The sequence below is a fragment of the Streptomyces sp. NPDC025806 genome (genome assembly GCF_055558275.1).
Genome location: NZ_JBVHMU010000002.1, coordinates 1 through 18,399, shown reverse-complemented (window position 1 = coordinate 18,399; position 18,399 = coordinate 1). Strand labels below are relative to the sequence as shown.

Annotated in this window: 22 protein-coding genes and 1 pseudogene; 6 read left to right on the top strand and 17 right to left on the bottom strand. The window is 71.8% G+C overall.

The genetic code is table 11. The features are described from left to right. Positions 1 to 49 precede the first annotated feature (49 nt). The 5 genes from ACZ4E1_RS03680 to ACZ4E1_RS03660 form a co-directional block, all read right to left on the bottom strand. Entirely contained in the window at positions 50 to 952 is a 903-nt protein-coding gene (locus tag ACZ4E1_RS03680; RefSeq protein WP_467535467.1) for an oxygenase MpaB family protein, read from the bottom strand. Between the two features lie 66 nt (positions 953 to 1,018). Beyond that, positions 1,019 to 1,576, bottom strand: a complete 558-nt coding sequence (locus ACZ4E1_RS03675) for a hypothetical protein (RefSeq protein WP_467535465.1) — start codon at positions 1,574 to 1,576, stop codon at positions 1,019 to 1,021. 171 nt (positions 1,577 to 1,747) lie between these two features. Then, positions 1,748 to 2,926 (bottom strand): acyl-CoA dehydrogenase family protein, encoded by a 1,179-nt coding sequence (locus ACZ4E1_RS03670; protein WP_467535464.1) that lies wholly within the window; start codon positions 2,924 to 2,926, stop codon positions 1,748 to 1,750. A gap of 175 nt (positions 2,927 to 3,101) precedes the next feature. After that, positions 3,102 to 3,485 carry a four-helix bundle copper-binding protein gene (locus ACZ4E1_RS03665; protein ID WP_467535463.1) on the bottom strand — a complete coding sequence of 128 codons (384 nt, stop codon included), beginning with the start codon at positions 3,483 to 3,485 and terminating at the stop codon, positions 3,102 to 3,104. A 38-nt stretch (positions 3,486 to 3,523) separates the two neighbouring features. Further along, positions 3,524 to 3,694 (bottom strand): hydrophobic protein, encoded by a 171-nt coding sequence (locus ACZ4E1_RS03660; protein WP_188340507.1) that lies wholly within the window; start codon positions 3,692 to 3,694, stop codon positions 3,524 to 3,526. Between the two features lie 260 nt (positions 3,695 to 3,954). Between ACZ4E1_RS03660 and ACZ4E1_RS03655 the strand changes: the two genes are divergently transcribed. Beyond that, on the top strand, positions 3,955 to 5,043 hold the full coding sequence (locus ACZ4E1_RS03655) for a hypothetical protein (protein WP_467535461.1): 1,089 nt from the start codon (positions 3,955 to 3,957) through the stop codon (positions 5,041 to 5,043). 82 nt (positions 5,044 to 5,125) lie between these two features. Here the strand turns inward: ACZ4E1_RS03655 and ACZ4E1_RS03650 are convergent, their stop codons facing one another. Both ACZ4E1_RS03650 and ACZ4E1_RS03645 read right to left on the bottom strand, forming a co-directional pair. Continuing rightward, positions 5,126 to 5,773, bottom strand: coding sequence for an HdeD family acid-resistance protein (locus tag ACZ4E1_RS03650; RefSeq protein ID WP_467535459.1), 648 nt, complete (start codon positions 5,771 to 5,773; stop codon positions 5,126 to 5,128). 62 nt (positions 5,774 to 5,835) lie between these two features. After that, positions 5,836 to 8,391 carry an ATP-dependent Clp protease ATP-binding subunit gene (locus ACZ4E1_RS03645; protein ID WP_467535457.1) on the bottom strand — a complete coding sequence of 852 codons (2,556 nt, stop codon included), beginning with the start codon at positions 8,389 to 8,391 and terminating at the stop codon, positions 5,836 to 5,838. A gap of 95 nt (positions 8,392 to 8,486) precedes the next feature. Here ACZ4E1_RS03645 and ACZ4E1_RS03640 point away from each other — a divergent pair, with 95 nt between their 5' ends. Beyond that, on the top strand, positions 8,487 to 8,879 hold the full coding sequence (locus tag ACZ4E1_RS03640; RefSeq protein ID WP_467535455.1) for a DUF488 domain-containing protein: 393 nt from the start codon (positions 8,487 to 8,489) through the stop codon (positions 8,877 to 8,879). Between the two features lie 15 nt (positions 8,880 to 8,894). Here the strand turns inward: ACZ4E1_RS03640 and ACZ4E1_RS03635 are convergent, their stop codons facing one another. The 7 genes from ACZ4E1_RS03635 to ACZ4E1_RS03605 all read right to left on the bottom strand — a co-directional run bounded on the left by ACZ4E1_RS03635 (position 8,895) and on the right by ACZ4E1_RS03605 (position 13,969). Beyond that, positions 8,895 to 9,305 carry a helix-turn-helix domain-containing protein gene (locus tag ACZ4E1_RS03635; protein WP_467535453.1) on the bottom strand — a complete coding sequence of 137 codons (411 nt, stop codon included), beginning with the start codon at positions 9,303 to 9,305 and terminating at the stop codon, positions 8,895 to 8,897. An 82-nt stretch (positions 9,306 to 9,387) separates the two neighbouring features. After that, entirely contained in the window at positions 9,388 to 9,963 is a 576-nt protein-coding gene (locus ACZ4E1_RS03630; protein ID WP_467535452.1) for a dihydrofolate reductase family protein, read from the bottom strand. Between the two features lie 98 nt (positions 9,964 to 10,061). Further along, positions 10,062 to 10,430 (bottom strand): luciferase domain-containing protein, encoded by a 369-nt coding sequence (locus ACZ4E1_RS03625; protein ID WP_467535450.1) that lies wholly within the window; start codon positions 10,428 to 10,430, stop codon positions 10,062 to 10,064. A gap of 42 nt (positions 10,431 to 10,472) precedes the next feature. Beyond that, positions 10,473 to 11,273 (bottom strand): SDR family oxidoreductase, encoded by an 801-nt coding sequence (locus ACZ4E1_RS03620; protein WP_467535449.1) that lies wholly within the window; start codon positions 11,271 to 11,273, stop codon positions 10,473 to 10,475. Further along, positions 11,270 to 12,490, bottom strand: a complete 1,221-nt coding sequence (locus ACZ4E1_RS03615; protein ID WP_467535447.1) for an acyl-CoA dehydrogenase family protein — start codon at positions 12,488 to 12,490, stop codon at positions 11,270 to 11,272. The genes ACZ4E1_RS03620 and ACZ4E1_RS03615 overlap by 4 nt, the downstream gene beginning before the upstream one ends. A 31-nt stretch (positions 12,491 to 12,521) precedes the next feature. Then, a complete protein-coding gene (locus tag ACZ4E1_RS03610; RefSeq protein WP_467535445.1) occupies positions 12,522 to 13,160 on the bottom strand; it encodes an HAD family hydrolase in 639 nt (212 codons plus the stop codon). Continuing rightward, positions 13,157 to 13,969: an SDR family oxidoreductase gene (locus ACZ4E1_RS03605; RefSeq protein WP_467535444.1), complete on the bottom strand. Its 813-nt coding sequence runs from the start codon at positions 13,967 to 13,969 to the stop codon at positions 13,157 to 13,159. Before ACZ4E1_RS03605 ends, ACZ4E1_RS03610 begins: the two co-directional genes overlap by 4 nt. 192 nt (positions 13,970 to 14,161) lie before the next feature. On the opposite strand from ACZ4E1_RS03605, the gene ACZ4E1_RS03600 reads away from it, so the two are divergent. Further along, positions 14,162 to 15,103 (top strand): alpha/beta fold hydrolase, encoded by a 942-nt coding sequence (locus ACZ4E1_RS03600; protein ID WP_467535443.1) that lies wholly within the window; start codon positions 14,162 to 14,164, stop codon positions 15,101 to 15,103. 86 nt (positions 15,104 to 15,189) lie between these two features. Next, a complete protein-coding gene (locus ACZ4E1_RS03595) occupies positions 15,190 to 15,852 on the top strand; it encodes a TetR/AcrR family transcriptional regulator (RefSeq protein ID WP_467535442.1) in 663 nt (220 codons plus the stop codon). Here ACZ4E1_RS03595 and ACZ4E1_RS03590 read toward each other — a convergent pair. Beyond that, on the bottom strand, positions 15,816 to 16,412 hold the full coding sequence (locus tag ACZ4E1_RS03590; RefSeq protein ID WP_467535441.1) for a PadR family transcriptional regulator: 597 nt from the start codon (positions 16,410 to 16,412) through the stop codon (positions 15,816 to 15,818). The two genes, ACZ4E1_RS03595 and ACZ4E1_RS03590, sit on opposite strands and share 37 nt — an antisense overlap. 110 nt (positions 16,413 to 16,522) lie before the next feature. On the opposite strand from ACZ4E1_RS03590, the gene ACZ4E1_RS03585 reads away from it, so the two are divergent. Then, positions 16,523 to 16,918 carry a nuclear transport factor 2 family protein gene (locus ACZ4E1_RS03585; protein WP_467535439.1) on the top strand — a complete coding sequence of 132 codons (396 nt, stop codon included), beginning with the start codon at positions 16,523 to 16,525 and terminating at the stop codon, positions 16,916 to 16,918. 12 nt (positions 16,919 to 16,930) lie between these two features. Here the strand turns inward: ACZ4E1_RS03585 and ACZ4E1_RS03580 are convergent, their stop codons facing one another. Both ACZ4E1_RS03580 and ACZ4E1_RS03575 read right to left on the bottom strand, forming a co-directional pair. After that, a complete protein-coding gene (locus ACZ4E1_RS03580) occupies positions 16,931 to 17,299 on the bottom strand; it encodes a Zn-ribbon domain-containing OB-fold protein (RefSeq protein WP_467535437.1) in 369 nt (122 codons plus the stop codon). Between the two features lie 162 nt (positions 17,300 to 17,461). Beyond that, entirely contained in the window at positions 17,462 to 18,136 is a 675-nt protein-coding gene (locus ACZ4E1_RS03575) for a TetR family transcriptional regulator (RefSeq protein ID WP_467536638.1), read from the bottom strand. A 180-nt stretch (positions 18,137 to 18,316) separates the two neighbouring features. Here ACZ4E1_RS03575 and ACZ4E1_RS03570 point away from each other — a divergent pair. Then, positions 18,317 to 18,399 (top strand): annotated as a pseudogene (locus ACZ4E1_RS03570) (electron transfer flavoprotein subunit beta); the annotation flags it as partial.

The following is an 18,399-nucleotide window of genomic DNA, read 5'->3' as shown; positions in this document are numbered from 1 at the left end:
GGTGTCCCGCGTCTCCCCCAGCTCCGGCCTGTCCCGCTGTCGCCCGCCGTCAGCTCGCTGCGCCCTCCCCCGGCCCGCCCAGCACGGCCACCCTTCTGCCGGATTTGTACGGCGCCGGACGGGTGTCGGGGCCAAGTCGTGCCACGGCCCGCAGGACGTGCTTCGGGGGCAGTTGCCAGCGCAGTCGCGCGGGGACGAGGCGCAGGGCGGTGCCGGTGGCGCGCAGGCGGCGGGTGACGACGGCGGGGGCGGGTGCGGTTCTGCCGTACAGGGCGTGGGCGTACGGCGGCAGGGCGTCGTAGGCGAGGTGCGCGACGTGCCGCCACAGGAGGGCGCGGGCGGGGACCAGGAGTGGGTGGGTGGGCGGCCGGCGCAGGAAGTCGTCGACGACGCGGGCCTCGGGGCCGGCGGCGAGCTCGGGCCGCACGCTCTCGAAGTACGCGGCCAGTTCGCGCCGCGATCCGGGGACGCGATCCGGGTCGAGGCCGACGAGCCGGGCGCTGGTGCGGTGCTCGGCGATGTAGCGGTCGGCCTGGGCGTCGGTGAGCCGGAATCCGGAGCGGCGGGCGACGTGGAGGTAGGAGTCGATCTCGGCGCAGTGCACCCAGAGCAGCAGCGCGGGTTCGTCGACGCCGTAGCGCTCGCCGGTGTCCGGGTCGGTGGCGCCGAGCCGGCTGTGGATCTTCCGGACTCGGGCCCCGGCCCGCTCGGCGGCCTCGGTGGTCCCGTACGTGGTGGTGCCGACGAAGCTCGCCGTGCGCAGGAGCCGGCCCCAGGCGTCGCGCCGGAAGTCGCTGTTCTGGAGGACGCCGCGGACCGCGCGGGGGTGCAGGGCCTGGAGGTACAGGGCCCGCACCCCCGCGATCCACATCATGGGGTCGGCATGCATCTGCCAGGTCACGGAGTCGGGCCCGAACAGACCCGGATCCGGCGCTTGCTCAAGGGAGCCCATGAGGCCAGTGTGCGAAGAATCCGGCCAGGACACCAGGCCCGGCCCGCGCACCGGAGCCGGACGAGCTCACTTCCAGACGGCGAACGCCTCGTCGTCGCTGCTGCGCAACAGGCCGCCCTTGACCCACTCGACCTTCTCGGGCGTCGCGGTGGAGCCCGCCTCGGAGAGGTAGACCGAGCAGCCCTCGTAGCTCTCGCCCGCCGGGGCCTTCGCGAACTTCGCGGAGTCGTGCTCGTCGAGGCACTTGTCGAACTTCGGCGGGTCCTCGTAGCTGAGCTGCCCGTCGTCGCCCACGACCGGCTCGGGGAAGGCGGCCATGATGTCGAGCCGCGTCAGCAGCTCCCCGTCCGCGGTGACGTCGAAGGAGGGGCCGTCCACGTCGCCGGACTCGGCCTTGGTGACCTTGTAGTGGACGTAGTAGGGCGTGCGGCCCTGGTACTCGGAGGCGTCCTTGAGCACCGAGAGGTCCCCGTTGGACCCGGTCTCCACCCGGAGCACGCTGACCTCCAGGTTGTCCTTCGTCGCCTGGTCGCCGTAGGACAGCTCCTCGGTGTCGGAGCACCCGGTGAGGGCCAGCGCGGCGGCGGCTCCGAGGGCGGCGAGTGTTGCGGTTCGGTTGTTCAAGATTCCCCCTGGATGGTGGTCCGTACGGCACGGGCCCGGCCCGCGCAGCATGTCTACCGCACCCAACTGACACACCGTCCAACAACTCCGCAACCGGAGACGGGGATCACAGGAAGCCCGCAGGAACGCGGCCTCGACTCGCCCCGGCCCGGGGCGAGTCACACGTACCGCTCAGCGTCGGACGCGCGGCATCCCGAGGCCGATCCAGGAGATGATCTCGCGCTGGATCTCGTTGTTGCCGCCTCCGAAGGTGAAGATCACGGCGGAGCGGTAGCCGCGCTCCAGTTCGCCGTGGAGGACCGCGCCCGTGCTGCCTTCCTTGAGCGCGCCCGCGGCGGCGACGACTTCCATCAGCCAGGCGTACGCGTCGCGGCGGGCCTCGGAGCCGTAGACCTTGACGGCGGAGGCGTCCTGCGGGGTGAGGGTGCCCTGCTGGACCGCGTTCACCATCTGCCAGTTGAGGAGTTTCATCGCGTCGAGCTTGGTGTGGGTCTGGGCGAGGCGCTTCCTGACCCAGCCGAGGTCGATGACGCGCCGCCCGTCGGCGAGCTTGGTCTCCATGGCCCAGCGCTGCACGTCGTGCAGGGCGCGGATGGCCATGGTGCCGTGCGCGGCGAGGGTGACCCGCTCGTGGTTGAGCTGGTTCGTGATGAGCCGCCAGCCCTTGTTCTCGTCGCCGACCCGGCGGGTGACGGGGACGCGGACGTCCTCGTAGTAGCTCGCCGTGGTGTCGTGGGAGGCGAGGGTGTTGATGACGGTGCAGGAGTAGCCGGGGTCCGAGGTCGGGACGAGGAGCATCGTGATGCCCTTGTGCGGCGGGGCGTCGGGGTCGGTGCGCACGGCGAGCCAGACCCAGTCGGCGGTGTCGCCGTTCGTGGTCCAGATCTTCTGTCCGTCGACCACGTAGTCGTCGCCGTCGCGGACCGCGCGGGTCTTCAGCGCGGCGAGGTCGGTGCCGGCGTCGGGCTCGCTGTAGCCGATGGCGAAGTCGATCTCCCCCGCGAGGATCTTCGGCAGGAAGAAGTCCTTCTGTTCGTCCGTGCCGAACTGCATGATCGTGGGGCCCACGGTGTTGAGCGCCATGAGCGGCAGCGGGACGCCGGCCTGGGCGGCCTCGTCGAAGAAGATGAACTGTTCCATGGGGGTGAGCCCGCGCCCGCCGTACTCCTTGGGCCAGCCGACCCCGAGCCAGCCGTCCGCCCCGAGCCGGCGCACCGTCTCGCGGTAGAACCGCTTCTGCGCGGCGGGGTCCTCGTAGCGCGCGTACGCGTGCTCGGGGACCAGCTGGGCGAAGTAGGCGCGCAGCTCGGTGCGCAACTGCTGCTGCTCAGGCGTGTATTCGAGGTGCACGGCCCCTCCTGGCGGTCGACCGGGCTGCCTCGGCCCGGACTTCAGGCGCGGATGCGACGGCGCACACAGTAGAACGCGTTCCAGAAATTGGGAATGCCGCGGACTGACTGGATGTCAGATCAGGGGTCCTCGGGGCCACTTCGGCTCGGATCAGGGACCTCGGCGCCGCTCGGGCTCAGGCCAGGGCGGCCAGGAAGTCCGCGCAGGCGCGGGCGCACCGGCGACAGCAGCCCGCGCAGTCACCGGCACCCGGGGCGCGATCGCAGGCCTGGGCGCACTCCAGACTGACGGCGCGGCACCATTCGACGTGCAGCCTCATCCCGTACGGGTCCTGATGGAGCTCCTCGGACAGGAGCCGGCAGGTCGCGTCGCACACCTCGGCGCAGCGCAGCAGGGCCCGGCGCAGGTTCGGGCGGCGCGGGCCACCGGTGGTGACGGCGCCGAGATCGGCGGCCCCGACGGACGTCACGCACCGCTTGGCGCACTCGGTGCAGGCCTGGGCGCAGTCGAAACGCTCCTCCAGGAAGCGGACCGGTGCGCGGATCTCGGTCTCGGTCATGACTCCTCCCGGAGTCGCGGCAGGCAGGTCGGGCGGCCTCACCACCGGTACCAGCGGGACCTCGACCCGCTCGCGGTCGTGCCACGGACGAGGAATCCGAGCAGCCACAGCACGAGAACGGCCAGGGCGACCCACCAGAGCACCTTCACGGCGAAGCCGACGCCGAAGAGGATCAGGGCGAGCAACAGAACCAACAGAACAGCGATCACGGTCGGTACCTCCTTGAACGCCCCGGGTTCCCCCGGCTTCCCGTCCTACACGGAGAGCGGCGGCGAGGCCTGTACGCGGACCCGGCCGGACACCCCTTCACACTCCGCCCCGCCTGAGCCCCGCCACGGTCCGCCCGCGGTCGAGCGCGGGCGGACCGTGGCGACCCTCACACCTCCCCCGGCACCCTCCGGCCCTCATTTCGTTGTAGAGTACAACCATAAGCAAAGGTTGTAATTGCCAACTCATGGAGGTCCCGCCCATGTCCGCCGCGCGCAATCCGGCGCTGCGCCACGTCCTGACGCACCTGCTCACCCCCCTTCTGATGTGCGTCGGCATGGGCCTGGCCTACCTCGGCGCCTTCGCCTCGCCCGAGCCGCACCATCTCCCTGTCGCGGTGGTCGGCGCCGGGCCCGAGGCGAAGGTGTTCGCACAGACCGTGAAGGACAAGGCGGGCGACGCGCTCGACGTCCGTACGGTCGACACCAGGTCCGCCGCGGTCGACCAGCTGAAGACGCGGGACATCGACGGCGCGTACGTCGTCGGCGACTCCCCCGAGCTGATCGTCGCCTCGGCCGGTTCGGACACCACGGTGTCCGTCGTCGAGAAGATCTTCACGCCGGTCGCGGCCCAGCAGGGCGACCCCCTGAAGGTGACCGACGTGGCGCCGCCGGTGTCCGACGACCCGACGGGCCAGGGCCTGTTCTTCCTGCTCGTGGCGGTCAGCATCGGCTCGTACGCCTCGGTCGCCGTGATCGGCGGCGCGGGGGCCGTGCTGCGGATGCGGACCCGCGCGCTGCTCGTCGTCGGAGCCTCCGGCGTGGTCAGCCTGATCGGCGCCGCGTTCGCCGGGCCCGTCTTCCATCTGGCGCACGCCCACCTGTGGGGTCTGTGGGGCATGACGTGGCTGTACTCGGCGGGCATCCTGCTGATCGGCGTCGGCCTGCACACCTTCCTGAAGCGGTGGACGACGCTCGGCGTGATGGTCCTGTTCGTGATGCTGAACTTCACCAGTTCCGGCGGGATCTTCCGGCCCGAGCTGCAGAACGGCTTCTTCGGCAGCCTGCACGCGTTCTGGAACGGCGCCGGTTTCGTCGAGGGCGCCCGCAGCCTCCTCTACTTCGGCAGCCACGACCTGGGCCGGAACATGTGGACGCTGGCCGCCTGGCTGCTGGTCGGCGTCGTCGTCCTCGGTCTCGCCGCCCTGTACGAGCACCGGCAGGAGCGGAGCCTGGCCGCCGCGGGACACGGCGCCCACGCCGCGCCCGCCCACGCCGCCCCGGCCCGCGCCGAGCGCACCCGGACCGGGGAGGACAGCGAGGAGGAGATGGAGGAGGCCGTCGGCGTCTGACCGGCCCTGCCCCCGACGCACCGGTGCCCCGCGCTCGTCTCCATCGAGGACGAGCCCGGGGCACCGGTGCGTCGGGTGCGGGTCAGGCCCCGCGCGGGATGTGCTTGGCGCGGCTGCGGATCATGAACGCCTCGACGATCTCGACGACGCCCATCGCCACCAGCCAGCAGCCGCCGACCAGGGTCAGGACGGCCACCGACTCGAACGGCGAGACGATCAGCACAATGCCCGCCATGGCGCTGACCACGCCGAGGAACACCTGCCAGCCGCGGGCCGGCATCGCCGGGTCCGAGGCCGCCGCGACCGTCTGCGTGATGCCGCGGAACAGCCAGCCGATGCCGATCCACAGGGCGAGCAGCAGGACCGACTGCATCGCGCCGCGGAAGCAGAACAGGCCGAGCAGGACGGAGACGGCGCCGCTGATGAAGGCCATCACGCGCAGCCCGGTCGTCACATGCGTGCCGAACGCCGTGACCAGCTGGAACACGCCGCTGACGACGAGGTACACGCCGAACAGGACACCGGCCGCCCACAGGGAGGCGCCGGGCCACACGAGGACGAGCACGCCCAGGATCAGCGCGGCGACACCCGCGAGGAGAACCGCCTGCCAGGCCGCGTGGGCCAGCCGGCCGAGCGGGCCCTCGGGGATGGCCCCCGGCGCGGCCCCCGGCGCCTCCTTCTCGTCGGCGGCCCGGTGCGAGCTCTGCGGTTCGTAAGGTGTTTGGGTCATGACCGAACTCTCTGTGCGGGCCGCGCCGGGCGGCGAGCGGTGGTGGTCCGAACGGGTGAGGCTCAGGAGGCGGACCGTGCCGCCTCCGCGTCCCCGCTCGCGGCGTCATCCTCTCCGGTCCCCGGGTCCGCTCCGTGGCGTACGGAGCAGACGAGGGCGTCGTCCTTGACGTCGGCGACGATGGTGTCGCCGGGTTCGGCCTCGCCGCTGAGCATCAGCGACGCGAGCCGGTTGTCGAGCTCGCTCTGGATGGTGCGGCGCAGCGGCCGGGCGCCGAACTCGGGCTGGTGGCCGTGCGCCACGAGCAGCTTCTTCGCCGCCTCGGTGACCTCGAGCGTCATGCCCTGCGCGTGGACGCGGCGCACGCTGCGGTCGAGGAGGTGGTCGACGATCTCGCCGAGGTCGTCCTGGGTGAGGCCGTGGAAGAGGATGATCTCGTCGATGCGGTTGAGGAACTCGGGCAGGAAGCGGCCCCGCAGGTCCTGCATGAGATCGTCCTTGATCTCTGCGACATCGCCGTGGTGGGCGAGGATGCGCTGGGCGCCGATGTTCGAGGTCATGATGACGACGCAGTTGCGGAAGTCGACCGTGCGGCCCTGCGAGTCGGTGAGCCGGCCGTCGTCGAGCACCTGGAGCAGCGTGTTGAAGACGTCCGGGTGGGCCTTCTCGACCTCGTCGAACAGCAGCACGCTGTAGGGACGGCGGCGCACCTTCTCGGTGAGCTGTCCCGCCTCCTCGTGGCCGACGTATCCGGGCGGGGCGCCCACGAGCCGGGAGACGGTGTGCTTCTCCTGGAACTCGCTCATGTCGAAGCGGACCATGCGGTCCTCGTCGCCGAACAGCAACTCCGCCAGGGCCTTGGCCAGTTCGGTCTTGCCGACGCCGGTCGGGCCGAGGAAGAGGAAGGAGCCGACGGGCCGGTTCGGGTCACCCATGCCCGCGCGGTTGCGGCGCACCGCCTCCGACACGGCGAGGACCGCCTCGTCCTGGCCGACGACCCGGTCGTGCAGGGCGTCCTCCAGCTTGAGCAGCTTCTCCTTCTCCGTGGCGGTGAGCTGGGCGACCGGGATGCCGGTGCGGCGCGAGACGACGTCGGCGATGTCCTTCGCGGTCACCTGCACGACGCCCTCGCGGCGCTCCTCGATCCCGGCGAGCTCACCCTCGACCTCGGCGATCTGCCGCTTCAGCTCGGAGGCCCGCTCGAAGTCCTCGGCGGCGACGGCCTCGTCCTTCTCCCGGGTCAGCTTGGCGATCTTGTCCTCGCGGCTCACGATCTCGGTGGAGCGGCCGGCACTGCGCAGCCGGACCCGGGCGCCCGCCTGGTCCATCACGTCGATGGCCTTGTCGGGCAGGAACCGGTCGCCGATGTAGCGGTCGGAGAGCTCGGCGGCGGCCACGAGCGCGCCGTCGGCGAAGCGGACCTGGTGGTGGGCCTCGTACGCGTCGCGCAGGCCCTCCAGGATCTGGACGGTCTCGTCGACGCTGGGCTCGGGGATGGTGACCGGCTGGAAGCGGCGTTCCAGGGCCGGGTCCTTCTCCACGTACTTGCGGTACTCGTCGATGGTGGTGGCGCCGACGACGTGCAGTTCGCCGCGGGCGAGGGCGGGCTTGAGCATGTTGCCCGCGTCCATCGCGCCCTCGCCGCTCGCTCCCGCGCCCACGACGGTGTGGAGCTCGTCGATGAAGAGCACGACGTCGCCGCCGGCGTTCTGGACGTCCTCGATCACCTTCTTGAGGCGCTCCTCGAACTGGCCCCGGTACTGGGCGCCGGCCACCATGCCCGACAGGTCGAGCGCCACGACCCGCTTGCCCTTCAGCGTCTCCGGCACCTCGCCTGCGACGATCCGCTGGGCCAGGCCCTCCACGATCGCCGTCTTGCCGACACCGGGCTCGCCGATCAGCACTGGGTTGTTCTTCGAGCGCCGCGACAGGATCTCGACGGTCTGCTCGATCTCCTCGGCGCGACCCACGACCGGGTCGAGCTTCCCCGCCTTCGCCTCCTCGGTCAGGTCCCGGCCGTACTCGTCGAGTGTCGGAGTGTTGCTGTCCGCCTTGCTCGCGGCGGCCGGGACGCCGTCGGCGCGGGCGGCCTGGTCGGCGGCGCCGCGCAGCCGGCCGGCGTCCGCGCCCTGCGAGCGCAGCAGCCGGCCCGCGCCGGAGTCCGGGTCGTCGAGGAGCGCGCCGAGGATGTGCTCGGGCCCGATGTACGAGACTCCGGCCGCCTGGGACCGGGCGTGGGCGGCGGAGAGGGTGCGCTTGGCGGCCGGGGTGAGCCCGGGCCGGGCGGACGGTTCGACGCTCTCGCCGGGCAGGATCTTGGCGATGGCGGCGGCGAGCGCGTCGGGCTCGGCACCGGCCTGCGCGAGCAGCGTGCGCGCGGGGTCGACCTGGGTCGCGGCCCACAGCAGATGCTCGGTGTCGAGGTCCGAACTGCCGTCCTCCACCGCCTTGTTGGTGGCCCGGCCGATCAGCTCGCGCGCCGAGTCCGTCAGCAGGCGGCCGATGGGCACCCGCTGCACCTGCGGCGGCGCCGATCCGGGAGACGTCCCGAAGAATCGGTTGAGCATCTCACCGAAGGGATCGGGCGCTCCGAAGGGGGATCCGAAAGACATCGACATGGCGGGTACTCCCGGTGGACGTCACGGCAACACCCCTCACTCAAGCAACACCCGACGGAGTACGCAAAACATAGGAAAAGGACACAATGGGTCCCATGTCTTCACAGCATTCATCCGGCCGCGGGTCCGGCGGTTTCCCGGTACGCCGGGTCTACGATCCGCCCGCCGCCGACGACGGGAAGCGGCTGCTCGTCGACCGCCTGTGGCCGCGGGGCGTCTCGAAGGAGCACGCCGACATCGACGAGTGGCTCAAGGACATCGCCCCGTCGAAGGAGCTGCGCACCTGGTACCACGCGGACAAGGACGACCGGTACGCCGGGTTCGAGGAGCGCTACCGCGCCGAGCTCGACGCGCCGGAGCGCGCCGAGCTGGTCGACCACGTGCGTGAGCTGGCCCGAAGCGGTCGGGTCACCCTCGTCACCTCGGTGAAGGACGTCGAGCACAGCCATGTGCCGGTGCTGGTGCGCCGGCTGGAGGAGCGGGACTGAGCGGCGTCCCGCGCATCAGGCGGCGAGGCAGACCGTGCCGCGTCCCCTCGCCGCACCGCCCGCGCCCCGCACCCCGACAGCGGTGACGGAGGTGACCGAGGTGACGGAGGTGACGGACACCGGGCGGCGCGTGCGGGCGGCCCGGGCGAGCTCTCCCTGGGCCAGCGCCAGGACGTCGACGAGTCCGAGCCCGAGCGCTCCGGCGACGGCGGCGAGCATCTCGGAGGACGCCTCCTTGCGGCCGCGCTCCATCTCCGAGAGGTAGGGCATGGAGATGCCGGCGGTGTCGGCGACGTCCTGAAGGGTCCGGCCCTGGGCCCGGCGCCTGCGCCGCAGCACGTCCCCGACGATGTGCCGCCACAGCGGCTCCTGCTCCGGCGCGGACCGGTGCGCGCGGGGCCCCCGGCTGCTCTCGTGGATGCTCATCGGGCCAGCGTAGGCGGCGTACGACGGCCCGGGGCGGCACTTCGCCCTCGGCGATATCCGGGCCGCCGCACGACGCCGCCCGTCAGTCGGGGACGCATGCGTGGCGCAGCAGGACGACCCCGTTGTCGAAGGTCTGCGTCCCCACGAGGCGCAGGACGCGCGGGTCGAACTCGGTGACGGGGAAGAGCGGGGTGCCCGTGCCGATCAGGACGGGGTGCACGTAGGTGTGGAACTCGTCGATCAGGTCGTGGGCGAGGAAGGTGGCGGCGAGGTCGGCGCCGCCCACGTTGAGGTCGCCGCCGGGCTGTTCCTTGAGGGCGCGGATCGCCTCGGGCAGCACCTCGTTGACCACGGTGGAGTGGTACGGGGCGGGGCCCGCCGGCAGCGTCCGGGAGAACACGATCTTGGGGATGTCGCGCCAGATGGCGGCGAACTCGACCTCCGTCGGCGTGCTGTCGGGGTCGGCGCCGGCCGCGGGCCAGTAGGACGCCATGAGTTCGTGGGTGACGCGTCCGGTGAGCAGGCCGCCGAAGGTGCGGACCTTCTCGTTCATGTGCCGGTGCAGCGCCTCGTCGACCTGGTGCCAGCCGATGTCGCGGCCCGGCCCCTCCGTGTACCCGTCGAGGGAGACGCCCATCATCAGAATGATCTTGCGCATGTCGGTCCCGCTCCTCGTCGCGGCGCTCGTTGGACCTCCAGCATGCCCAACGGCCGCGGCCCGTCGCGGCACCGCCACGGCCCGGATCGCCGGGCGCCCTACGAGGCCCGGGGGCGCTCCCAGTCGCACGGCGGGGCCGGGCAGGCGTGCGGTGCGAGGCCCGCCTGCTCCTTGAGGGCGACGCTCACCAGGCTGAGCAGGAGCTGCACGTCCGTGTCGCACTCCAGGAGCACGGTGATCCAGGACGCGCCGGGGTGCACGCGGACGGCGCTGGTCCGTCGCAGCTGCGGCAGCAGCCGCTGCACCGCCGGCGCGGTGAGGTAGAGGTCGGCGCAGTCGTCGGAGTGGAAGTGGACGAGGTCATGGCCCGCCGGGCCGAACGCGTGGCCGATCGAGCACCGGGGCGGGCCGCTCACCAGGTGCGGCCATGTCCCGAGTTCGGTCATGGCACGCTGGGCCGCGGTCATGACCCCATCCTGGCGCACCCTTCACCTCGGGGAAAACCCCCGTCAACTCCCCTGTTCCGGCGAGTTGTCGAGCACGCCCCCGGCGAGCAGCTGCCCGCCGTCGATCACCAGGGTCTCGCCGGTGATCCAGCGGGCGCCGTCACCGGCCAGGAAGGCCACGGCCTCGGCGATGTCGCCGGGTTCGCCGATCCGGCCGAGCGGGGTGTCGCCCGCGACCCGTCCCTCGTGCTCCTGCCACAGCGCCTCGGCGAGACGGGTGCGCACGATGCCGGGCGCGACCGCGTTGACCCGCACCTTCGGGCCGAGTTCCAGGGCGAGTTGCTTGGTGAGGTGGATGAGCGCGGCCTTGGAGACGTGGTAGATACCGACGTCCTGGGCGACCGAGAGTCCGCCGATGGAGGCGGTGTTGACGACCGCGCCGCCGTGTTCGCCCATCCACGCCTTGACGGCGAGGGAGGTCCACAGGATGGGCGCCCACAGGTTGACGTCCATCGTCTTGGCGAAGCGGGCGTGGTCCTGGTCGATGACGGGGCCGTACGCCGGGTTCGTCCCCGCGTTGTTGACGAGGATGTCGAGCCGCCCGTGCGTGGCGAGGGTGTGCTCGACGCAGGCGCGAGCCGCGTCCTCGTCGGTGGCGTGGGCGCCGAAACCGGTGACGCCCGCACCGAGTTCACGGGCCGCCTCCTTGGCGCGGTCCTCGCTGCGGGAGGTGATCACGACCTGGGCGCCGCGGTCGCGCAGGGCGCGGGCCGCCGCGAGGCCGATGCCCCGCGACGCGCCGGTGACGACGGCGACCTTGCCGGCCAGGGACTCCGGGCCGGCCGGGGATACCGCTGTGCTCATCGCTCTCCTCGTTCGGTCTCCCGGCGGCGCAGTTCGCGCCGGGCGATGGTCCGCTTGTGCACCTCGTCGGGGCCGTCCGCGAGGCGCAGGGTGCGCAGGTGCGCGTACATGCTCGCGAGCGGGAAGTCGTCGCTGACGCCGCCTCCGCCGTGCACCTGGATGGCGCGGTCGACGACCTTCAGGGCGACGTTCGGGGCGGCGACCTTGATGGCGGCGATCTCGGTGCGGGCCTGCTTGTTGCCGACCGTGTCCATCAGGTGGGCGGCCTTGAGCGTGAGCAGCCGGGCCATGTCGATCTCGATGCGGGACTCGGCGATCCAGTCCTGGATGTTGGCCCGCTCGGCGACCGGTGCCCCGAACGTCGTACGGGACTGGGCCCGGTCGATCATCAGGTCCAGGGCGCGCTCGGCCATGCCGATGGCGCGCATGCAGTGGTGGATGCGGCCGGGGCCGAGGCGGGCTTGGCTGATCATGAAGCCGTCGCCCTCTCCGGCGAGCAGGGCGCCGGCCGGGACCCGTACGTTCTCGAAGAGGACCTCGGCGTGGCCCTCTCGGTCCTGGTAGCCGAAGACGGGCAGGCCGCGCAGGATCGTGACGCCGGGGGTGTCGACGGGGACGACCATCATCGACTGCTGGCGGAAGGCCGGCCCGTCGGGGTCGGTCTTGCCCATGACGATGAGGACCTTGCAGTTCGGGTGCAGGGCGTTGGAGGTCCACCACTTGCGGCCGTTGAGGACGTAGTCGTCGCCGTCGCGCTCCATCCGCATCTGGATGTTGCTCGCGTCGGAGCTGGCCACGGCGGGCTCGGTCATGGCGAACGCGGAGGCGATCTCCCCGGCGAGCAGCGGCTTGAGCCACTTCTCCTTGTGCTCGTCGGTCCCGAAGAGGGTGAGGACCTCCATGTTGCCGGTGTCCGGCGCGTTGCAGTTCGTGGCCTCGGGGGCGAGGTGGGCGCTGCGGCCCATGATCTCGGCGAGCGGCGCGTACTCCAGGTTGGTGAGGCCGGGGCCCCATTCGGGGTGCGGGTGGAAGAGGTTCCACAGGCCGCGCTTCTTCGCCTCGGCCTTGAGGTCCTCCATCACCGGCGGGTGGAAGTGCGGGTCGCCGGACGCGGCCATCTGCTCGGCGTAGACGGCCTCGGCCGGGTAGACGTGCTCGTCCATGAACGCGAGCAGGTCGGCCTGGTACCGCTTGGCCTTGTCGGTCAGCTCGTACACGGGTGTCCTCCGGTGGTGGTCTCGTACGGTGTCATCGCGCGTCGGCGGGCCGCAACAGGCGCGCCAGGGCGGAAGCGGTGCCGGCGGCGTCGCGGTGCAGGACGCCGACGAGGCCGATCCGGGCCGCGGCGTCGAGGTTCTGGCGCAGGTCGTCGACCATGACGGTCTCCTCGGGCGGCGCGCCGAGGCGTTCGCAGGCGAGGGCGTAGGCGCGGCGCGAGGGTTTGCGGACGCCGATCTCGCCGGAGATGGTGACGGCGTCGAACAGGGTGGGCAGGTCGAAGCCCGCGTAGCAGTCGTCGCCGAGGGAGTTGGACAGCAGCCCGACGCGGTACCCGTCGGCGCGGAGCTTCGCGACCAGGGCGAGGCTGTCGGGGTCGGGGCGCAGGTGGGTCTGGAGTCGGGCCACGAGGCCGGGACCCGCGGCGGTGACACCGTGCGCGCGCAGCCGGGCGGCGTATCCGTCCTCGAACTCCCGCTGGCCGATGCGGCCTTCCTCGTGGGCGACGAGCAGGGCGCTGCTCTCCTCGTCCTTCGAGAGCAGACGCAGCAACTGGCCCGGCTGCGCGCCGAGTTCGCGTCCGAGCTCATCGAAGGCGTCGATCACGCTGGTGGTGAGCACGCCGCCGAAGTCGAAGAGGACCGCGGTGCGGGTCCGTTCGCCGGTCATCGCACGGCCCTCTGGTAGCGCCGCATGCCGCGCAGCCAGCGGTCGTAGTCGGCGCCCTTGTGGCGGTAGAAGTCGAGCACCTGGGGGTGCGGCAGGACGAGGAAGCGCTCGTCGGCGACGGCTTCGACGACGCGGTCGGCGACGTCGAGGGGCTGGAGCAGTTCGCCGGAGTCGAGGACGGCGCGGGCGGCGGCGCGCTCGGTCGGGTCGGCGGAGCGGGTGCCGGCCATGAGCAGCTCGGTCTCGACGCCCTGCGGGCACAGGCAGCTGACGCGGACGCCCTGGTCGCCGTACGTGACGGAGAGCCATTCGGCGAAGGCGACGGCGGCGTGCTTGCTGACGGAGTAGGTGGCCGAGCCGATCTGGGTGAGCAGTCCGGCCGCGGAGGCGGTGGTGAAGAAGTAGCCCTCGCCGCGCTCGACCCAGCCGGGCACGAGCAGCTTCGCGGCGCGGACGTGCGCCATGACGTTGACGTCGAGGGCGCGGCTCCACTCCTCCTCGCTCGCGTCGAGGCCGGCGCCGCCGCCGATGCCCGCGTTGGCGAAGTAGAGGTCGACGGGGCCGAAGCGCTCCTCGGCCAGGGCGAGGAGGGTGCGCAGGTCCTCGGTGTCGGCGGCGTCCGCGGCCCGCCCGGCGACCCGCTCGCCGTGCTCGGCGGCGAGCGCGCGCACGGTGGCGTCGAGGCGCGTCCCGTCGAGGTCGGTGAGCAGGACGCCGGGGGCGCCCGCCTCCAGCAGGCGCCGGGCGACGGCGGCGCCGATGCCGCCCGCCGCGCCGGTGACCACGGCGACCTTGTCGTTGATCAGCATGGGGGTGACCGCTCCTTCGCTCGGCTGCGCCCTCACCGTATTTGAATCCGGCTTCAAGTTCAATGACAGGCGGCGGACCGCTCGGTATATTCGGATCCGACGTCAGGTTCAAGAACCGCGCCGGGAGCGACGGGGCGCGCGGGAAGGGCCTGACGAGGAGCGCGTGGCCGGACGATCCGAGGAGCCCTGGACATGACCGCACATCTGCCGATCGCCGACTGGGAGCGGGTCCCGGCGCGGGACGTCGTGACGAACGGCGTCACCCTGCGCGTGTACGAGGACGGGCCGCGCGACCCGGCGAAGCCGCTGGTCGTGCTGTGCCACGGCTTCCCCGAGCTGGCCTTCTCGTGGCGGCACCAGATCCGGGCCCTGGCCGCGGCGGGGTACCGGGTGCTCGCCCCGGACCTGCGCGGCTTCGGCGGGAGCGACCGGCCCGCGGACGCCGGCGCGTACGACGCGCTGACGGTGTGCGGGGACCTCGTGGGGCTGCTCGACGACGTGGGCGCGCGGGACGCGGTGTTCGTGGGGCACGACTGGGGCGCGTCGATCGTGTGGCACATGGCGTGGGCGCATCCGGAGCGGGTGCGGGCCGTGGTCGGGATGAGCGTGCCGGTGACGCCCCGCTCCCCCGTCGCGCCGCTGCCGGTGCTGCGCAGGCGGCTCGGCGAGGAGTTCTACATGGTGTGGTTCCAGGAGCCGGGCGTCGCGGAGCGGGCGCTCGCCCAGGACGTGCGGCGCACGCTCACCGCGCGCGAGATCTGGTCGGCGGCGTGGGCGGCCCGCGAAGAGCCTGCGGCGCCGTGCCCGCACTGGCTGAGCGAGGAGGAACTCGCCTTCTACGTGAAGACGTTCGAGGAGACGGGCTTCAGGGGCGGGCTGAACTACTACCGCAACCTGGACCGCACCTGGGAGCTGACGGCGCCGCTCGACGGCCGGACCATCGACATGCCGTCCCTCTTCGTCACCGGCTCGAAGGACCCGGTGGCCCGGTTCATGCCGAGCGACCGGCTGGAGGACGTCCTGACGGACCTGCGCGGCCGGGTCGTGCTCGACGGGGCCGGCCACTGGATCCAGCAGGAGCGGGCCGCGGAGGTCGACGCGGCGCTGCTGCGGTTCCTCGACGAGATCGGATGACGGACCCGGCTGATAGCATCCGCAGCCACCCGCGTGGCGCTCGCGGCCCCGCGACCGCCCGCACGAACGAGAGCGAATGGACCGCATTGCCTGCCCAGGCCGCGGCCGCCGACGGCGGTCAGAAGCAACCGATCACGCCCCGCAGCGCCCGCGGCGTCAGGACGCGCAACGCGCTGATCACCGCCGCGCGTGAGGTCTTCGAGCGCGACGGCTTCCTGGACGCCCGGATCACGGACATCTCCAAGGCCGCCCACGTCGCGTCCGGCTCGTTCTACACGTACTTCAACAGCAAGGAAGAGATCTTCCAGGCGCTCGTCGCGCAGGTGCAGGAGGAGATGCTCCACCCGCATCTGCGCGAGCGGACCGGCATCACGGACCCGCGCGAGCTGATCGACGCCTCGAACCGCGAGTACCTGCGCGCGTACAAGAAGAACGCCCGGCTGATGGCCCTGTTCGAGCAGGTCGCCCAGGTCGACGAGACGTTCAAGCAGCTGCGCATCGAGCGGGGCGACGCGTTCGCCCGGCGCAACGCGAAGCTGATCCGCTCGCTCCAGGACGCGGGCGCGGCGGACCCGAGCCTCGACCCGCTGATCACGGCGCACGCACTGTCCGTGATGGTGAGCCGGATGGCGTACATGGTGTTCGTGCTGGGCCAGCGCATCCCGTACGAGCGCCTGGTGACGACGCTCAACAAGATCTGGGAGAACGGGCTTCAGCTGCGGGCCCCGGAGGCGGACCCCGGAGACTGAGCGGCGCGGGCGGCGCGGCGCTCCAGGATACCGAGGACGCGCCGCCCCCAGCTCACGTTGCCCTCCTCGAACCCGATGCCGGCCATCAGCGTCAGATAGGGGCCGATCCGCTCCCCCACCTCGAGGAACTCCTCCTCGGTGCGACCGCCGAGGAGATGCTGCCGGATCCGCTCGTAGCGGGCTAGGCGGCCCTGCGCCCACGACACCCGCTCCTCGAGGTGCGCGCGCACGGCGTCCAGGTCGCCGACGTCGACGGCCTGCACCTTCACCATCAGCTCGTCGCGCAGCGCCAGCGGTTTGGGCCGGCGCGCGGTGAACGCGGCGAGGTCCGCGTGCCCCTCGGCCGACAGCGTGAACATCCGCTTGTTCGGCCGCCGTTCCTGCGGGACCACGCGTGCGTCGATCAGCCCGTCCGCCGCGAGGCGGTCCAGCTCCCGGTAGAGCTGCTGCGGTGTCGCCGCCCAGAAGTTGGACACCGACACGTCGAAGATCTTCGCCAGGTCGTATCCGGATGCCTCGCCCTCCAGGAGCGCGGCGAGGACGGCGTACTTGAGAGACATGTGGACACCCTACAAGGATGCGACTACTGTCGCTCGCACCTAATCAATTAATTGACTACGCAGACGCAGTCAGAGAAAAGTCGGAGAACTCAGTGAATGAGGTGGCGTTCATGCATCCCTTCCGCGCGGCGGTGGAGAAGGGCGATATGGCGGCGGTCGAGGCCATGCTGGCCGAGAACGTGGTGTTCACCAGCCCGGTCGCGTTCAAGCCGTACCCGGGCCGGGCGATCACGGCGGCGATCCTGCGCGGGGTGACGCGCGTCTTCGAGGACTTCCGGTACGTCCGGGAGATCGCGGGGGCCGACGGGCGCGATCACGCCCTCGTGTTCGAGGCACGCGTCGGCGACCGGTCCATCACCGGCTGCGACTTCCTGCACTTCGACGAGGAAGGACGCATCGACGACTTCATGGTGATGGTGCGTCCGCTGACGGCGGCGCAGGCACTGGCAGCCGCGATGGGGGCCGAGTTCGAGCGGATCGCCCAGGAGGCGGCGGCCGGAGCCTGAACTCCGGCCCGCTCAGCGGTAGTAGGCGTCGTCGCCGGCCGGGTCGCACAGCTCGAAGCAGACCTCGCCGGCGTCCTCGGCCGCACCGGGGGCCGTGCGGACCTCGGCGCCGACCCACACCAGGTGCGGCGGCGTGCCGACGACCCGGCACGGCACCACGAAGTCCTCGGGGAAGCGGACCAGCGACTCGTTGCGCGCGACGCCGGTGCCGCGGTGCACGACACGCGACTGCACGACGATCCCGGGGCCGGCGCTGCGCTGTGTCTCCAGGTCGCTCGACGCGCAGACCGGACACAGCAGCCGGCGGAACGACGCGGTGCCGCACCAGCGGCAGCGCTTGAAGGTGAACCCCGTGCCACCGTCGGCCTCGGCCGGCGTCATGACACCCGTCGCGCTTCCCGACAACCCCGCCCACTCCGACATCGCTCGGCCTCCCGCGCTCACCCGGTCCGCCGGGCTGAGGCGCCGGCGCCCGATCAGCGTATGACACTCAGTGCCGCGCGGTAAAGATACCGAGTACCCTCAACCGGGCCGGACGCGCGTTCAGTCGTCCCGGAGTGCCGATTCGACCTGCTGGATGACCCGCCACATGGGGGCACCCTTGGGGGCCATCATCACCACGACCTCCTCCTGGGCCGCGGCCGGTCCCGGCTCCCGCACGGCCGACTCGCCCCACACCTGACGGACGAGTCCGAACGCGCGCTCCACCGCCGCCTCGGCGTCGCCCTCGCCGCCCGAACGCAGCCAGGTGCGCAGCGCGTTGTTGTGCGCGGCGACGACGGAGGCGGCGACGACCTCGGCCCGCAGCCCCCCGTCCGGGACGGCGGCCCAGCGCCGGCGCAGATACTCGGCGAGCGTGCGCTCGTAGCGCCGGACGACGGAGAGCTCGTAGGTCCGCAGTCCGGGCACCTCGCGCGTCAACCGGTAGCGCTGCACGGAGAATTCGGGGTTCGCGGCGTACATGCGCAGGACGAGTCCGGCCGCGTCACAGACGACGTCGACGGGGTCCCGCTCGTCGCCCGCCGCTTCGAGGAACGCGGTCATGTCGGCGAGCACGCTCTCGTGGTCCGGGAAGACCGCGTCCTCCTTGGACGGGAAGTACCGGAAGAACGAGCGGCGGCCGACCCCGGCCCGCGCCACGATGTCGTCCACCGTCGTCCGCTCGAACCCGCGCTCCAGGAACAGCTGGAACGCCGCCTCGGCCAGCACCTCCCGCATCGGGGCCTTCTTGACCGCCCCGTTGGATCCACTGCCCTCGCGTGCCTCGCTCATGCCGGGAACGTAACACCGGACGGGCCCCTTTGGCACTACGTACCTTTACAGAGGGAACTGAGTGCCATACGGTGGCCGCAGTAGGCCTGAGAAGGCTGAGAAACGCTCTGAGCGAGGAGAGCCGGCGTGAGCTTGAGGATCGTTGTCACCGTGAAGTACGTGCCGGACGCGACCGGTGACCGGCATTTCGCGGATGACCTGACCGTGGA

Coding starts and splice junctions, on each gene's coding strand:
- ACZ4E1_RS03680 (WP_467535467.1), bottom strand. CDS start 952: ATGGGCTCCCTTGAGCAAGCGCCGGATCCGGGTCTGTTCGGGCCCGAC.
- ACZ4E1_RS03665 (WP_467535463.1), bottom strand. CDS start 3,485: ATGACCGAGACCGAGATCCGCGCACCGGTCCGCTTCCTGGAGGAGCGT.
- ACZ4E1_RS03655 (WP_467535461.1), top strand. CDS start 3,955: ATGTCCGCCGCGCGCAATCCGGCGCTGCGCCACGTCCTGACGCACCTG.
- ACZ4E1_RS03650 (WP_467535459.1), bottom strand. CDS start 5,773: ATGACCCAAACACCTTACGAACCGCAGAGCTCGCACCGGGCCGCCGAC.
- ACZ4E1_RS03645 (WP_467535457.1), bottom strand. CDS start 8,391: ATGTCGATGTCTTTCGGATCCCCCTTCGGAGCGCCCGATCCCTTCGGT.
- ACZ4E1_RS03640 (WP_467535455.1), top strand. CDS start 8,487: ATGTCTTCACAGCATTCATCCGGCCGCGGGTCCGGCGGTTTCCCGGTA.
- ACZ4E1_RS03635 (WP_467535453.1), bottom strand. CDS start 9,305: ATGAGCATCCACGAGAGCAGCCGGGGGCCCCGCGCGCACCGGTCCGCG.
- ACZ4E1_RS03630 (WP_467535452.1), bottom strand. CDS start 9,963: ATGCGCAAGATCATTCTGATGATGGGCGTCTCCCTCGACGGGTACACG.
- ACZ4E1_RS03625 (WP_467535450.1), bottom strand. CDS start 10,430: ATGACCGCGGCCCAGCGTGCCATGACCGAACTCGGGACATGGCCGCAC.
- ACZ4E1_RS03620 (WP_467535449.1), bottom strand. CDS start 11,273: ATGAGCACAGCGGTATCCCCGGCCGGCCCGGAGTCCCTGGCCGGCAAG.
- ACZ4E1_RS03610 (WP_467535445.1), bottom strand. CDS start 13,160: ATGACCGGCGAACGGACCCGCACCGCGGTCCTCTTCGACTTCGGCGGC.
- ACZ4E1_RS03605 (WP_467535444.1), bottom strand. CDS start 13,969: ATGCTGATCAACGACAAGGTCGCCGTGGTCACCGGCGCGGCGGGCGGC.
- ACZ4E1_RS03600 (WP_467535443.1), top strand. CDS start 14,162: ATGACCGCACATCTGCCGATCGCCGACTGGGAGCGGGTCCCGGCGCGG.
- ACZ4E1_RS03590 (WP_467535441.1), bottom strand. CDS start 16,412: ATGTCTCTCAAGTACGCCGTCCTCGCCGCGCTCCTGGAGGGCGAGGCA.
- ACZ4E1_RS03585 (WP_467535439.1), top strand. CDS start 16,523: ATGCATCCCTTCCGCGCGGCGGTGGAGAAGGGCGATATGGCGGCGGTC.
- ACZ4E1_RS03580 (WP_467535437.1), bottom strand. CDS start 17,299: ATGACGCCGGCCGAGGCCGACGGTGGCACGGGGTTCACCTTCAAGCGC.
- ACZ4E1_RS03575 (WP_467536638.1), bottom strand. CDS start 18,136: ATGCGGGAGGTGCTGGCCGAGGCGGCGTTCCAGCTGTTCCTGGAGCGC.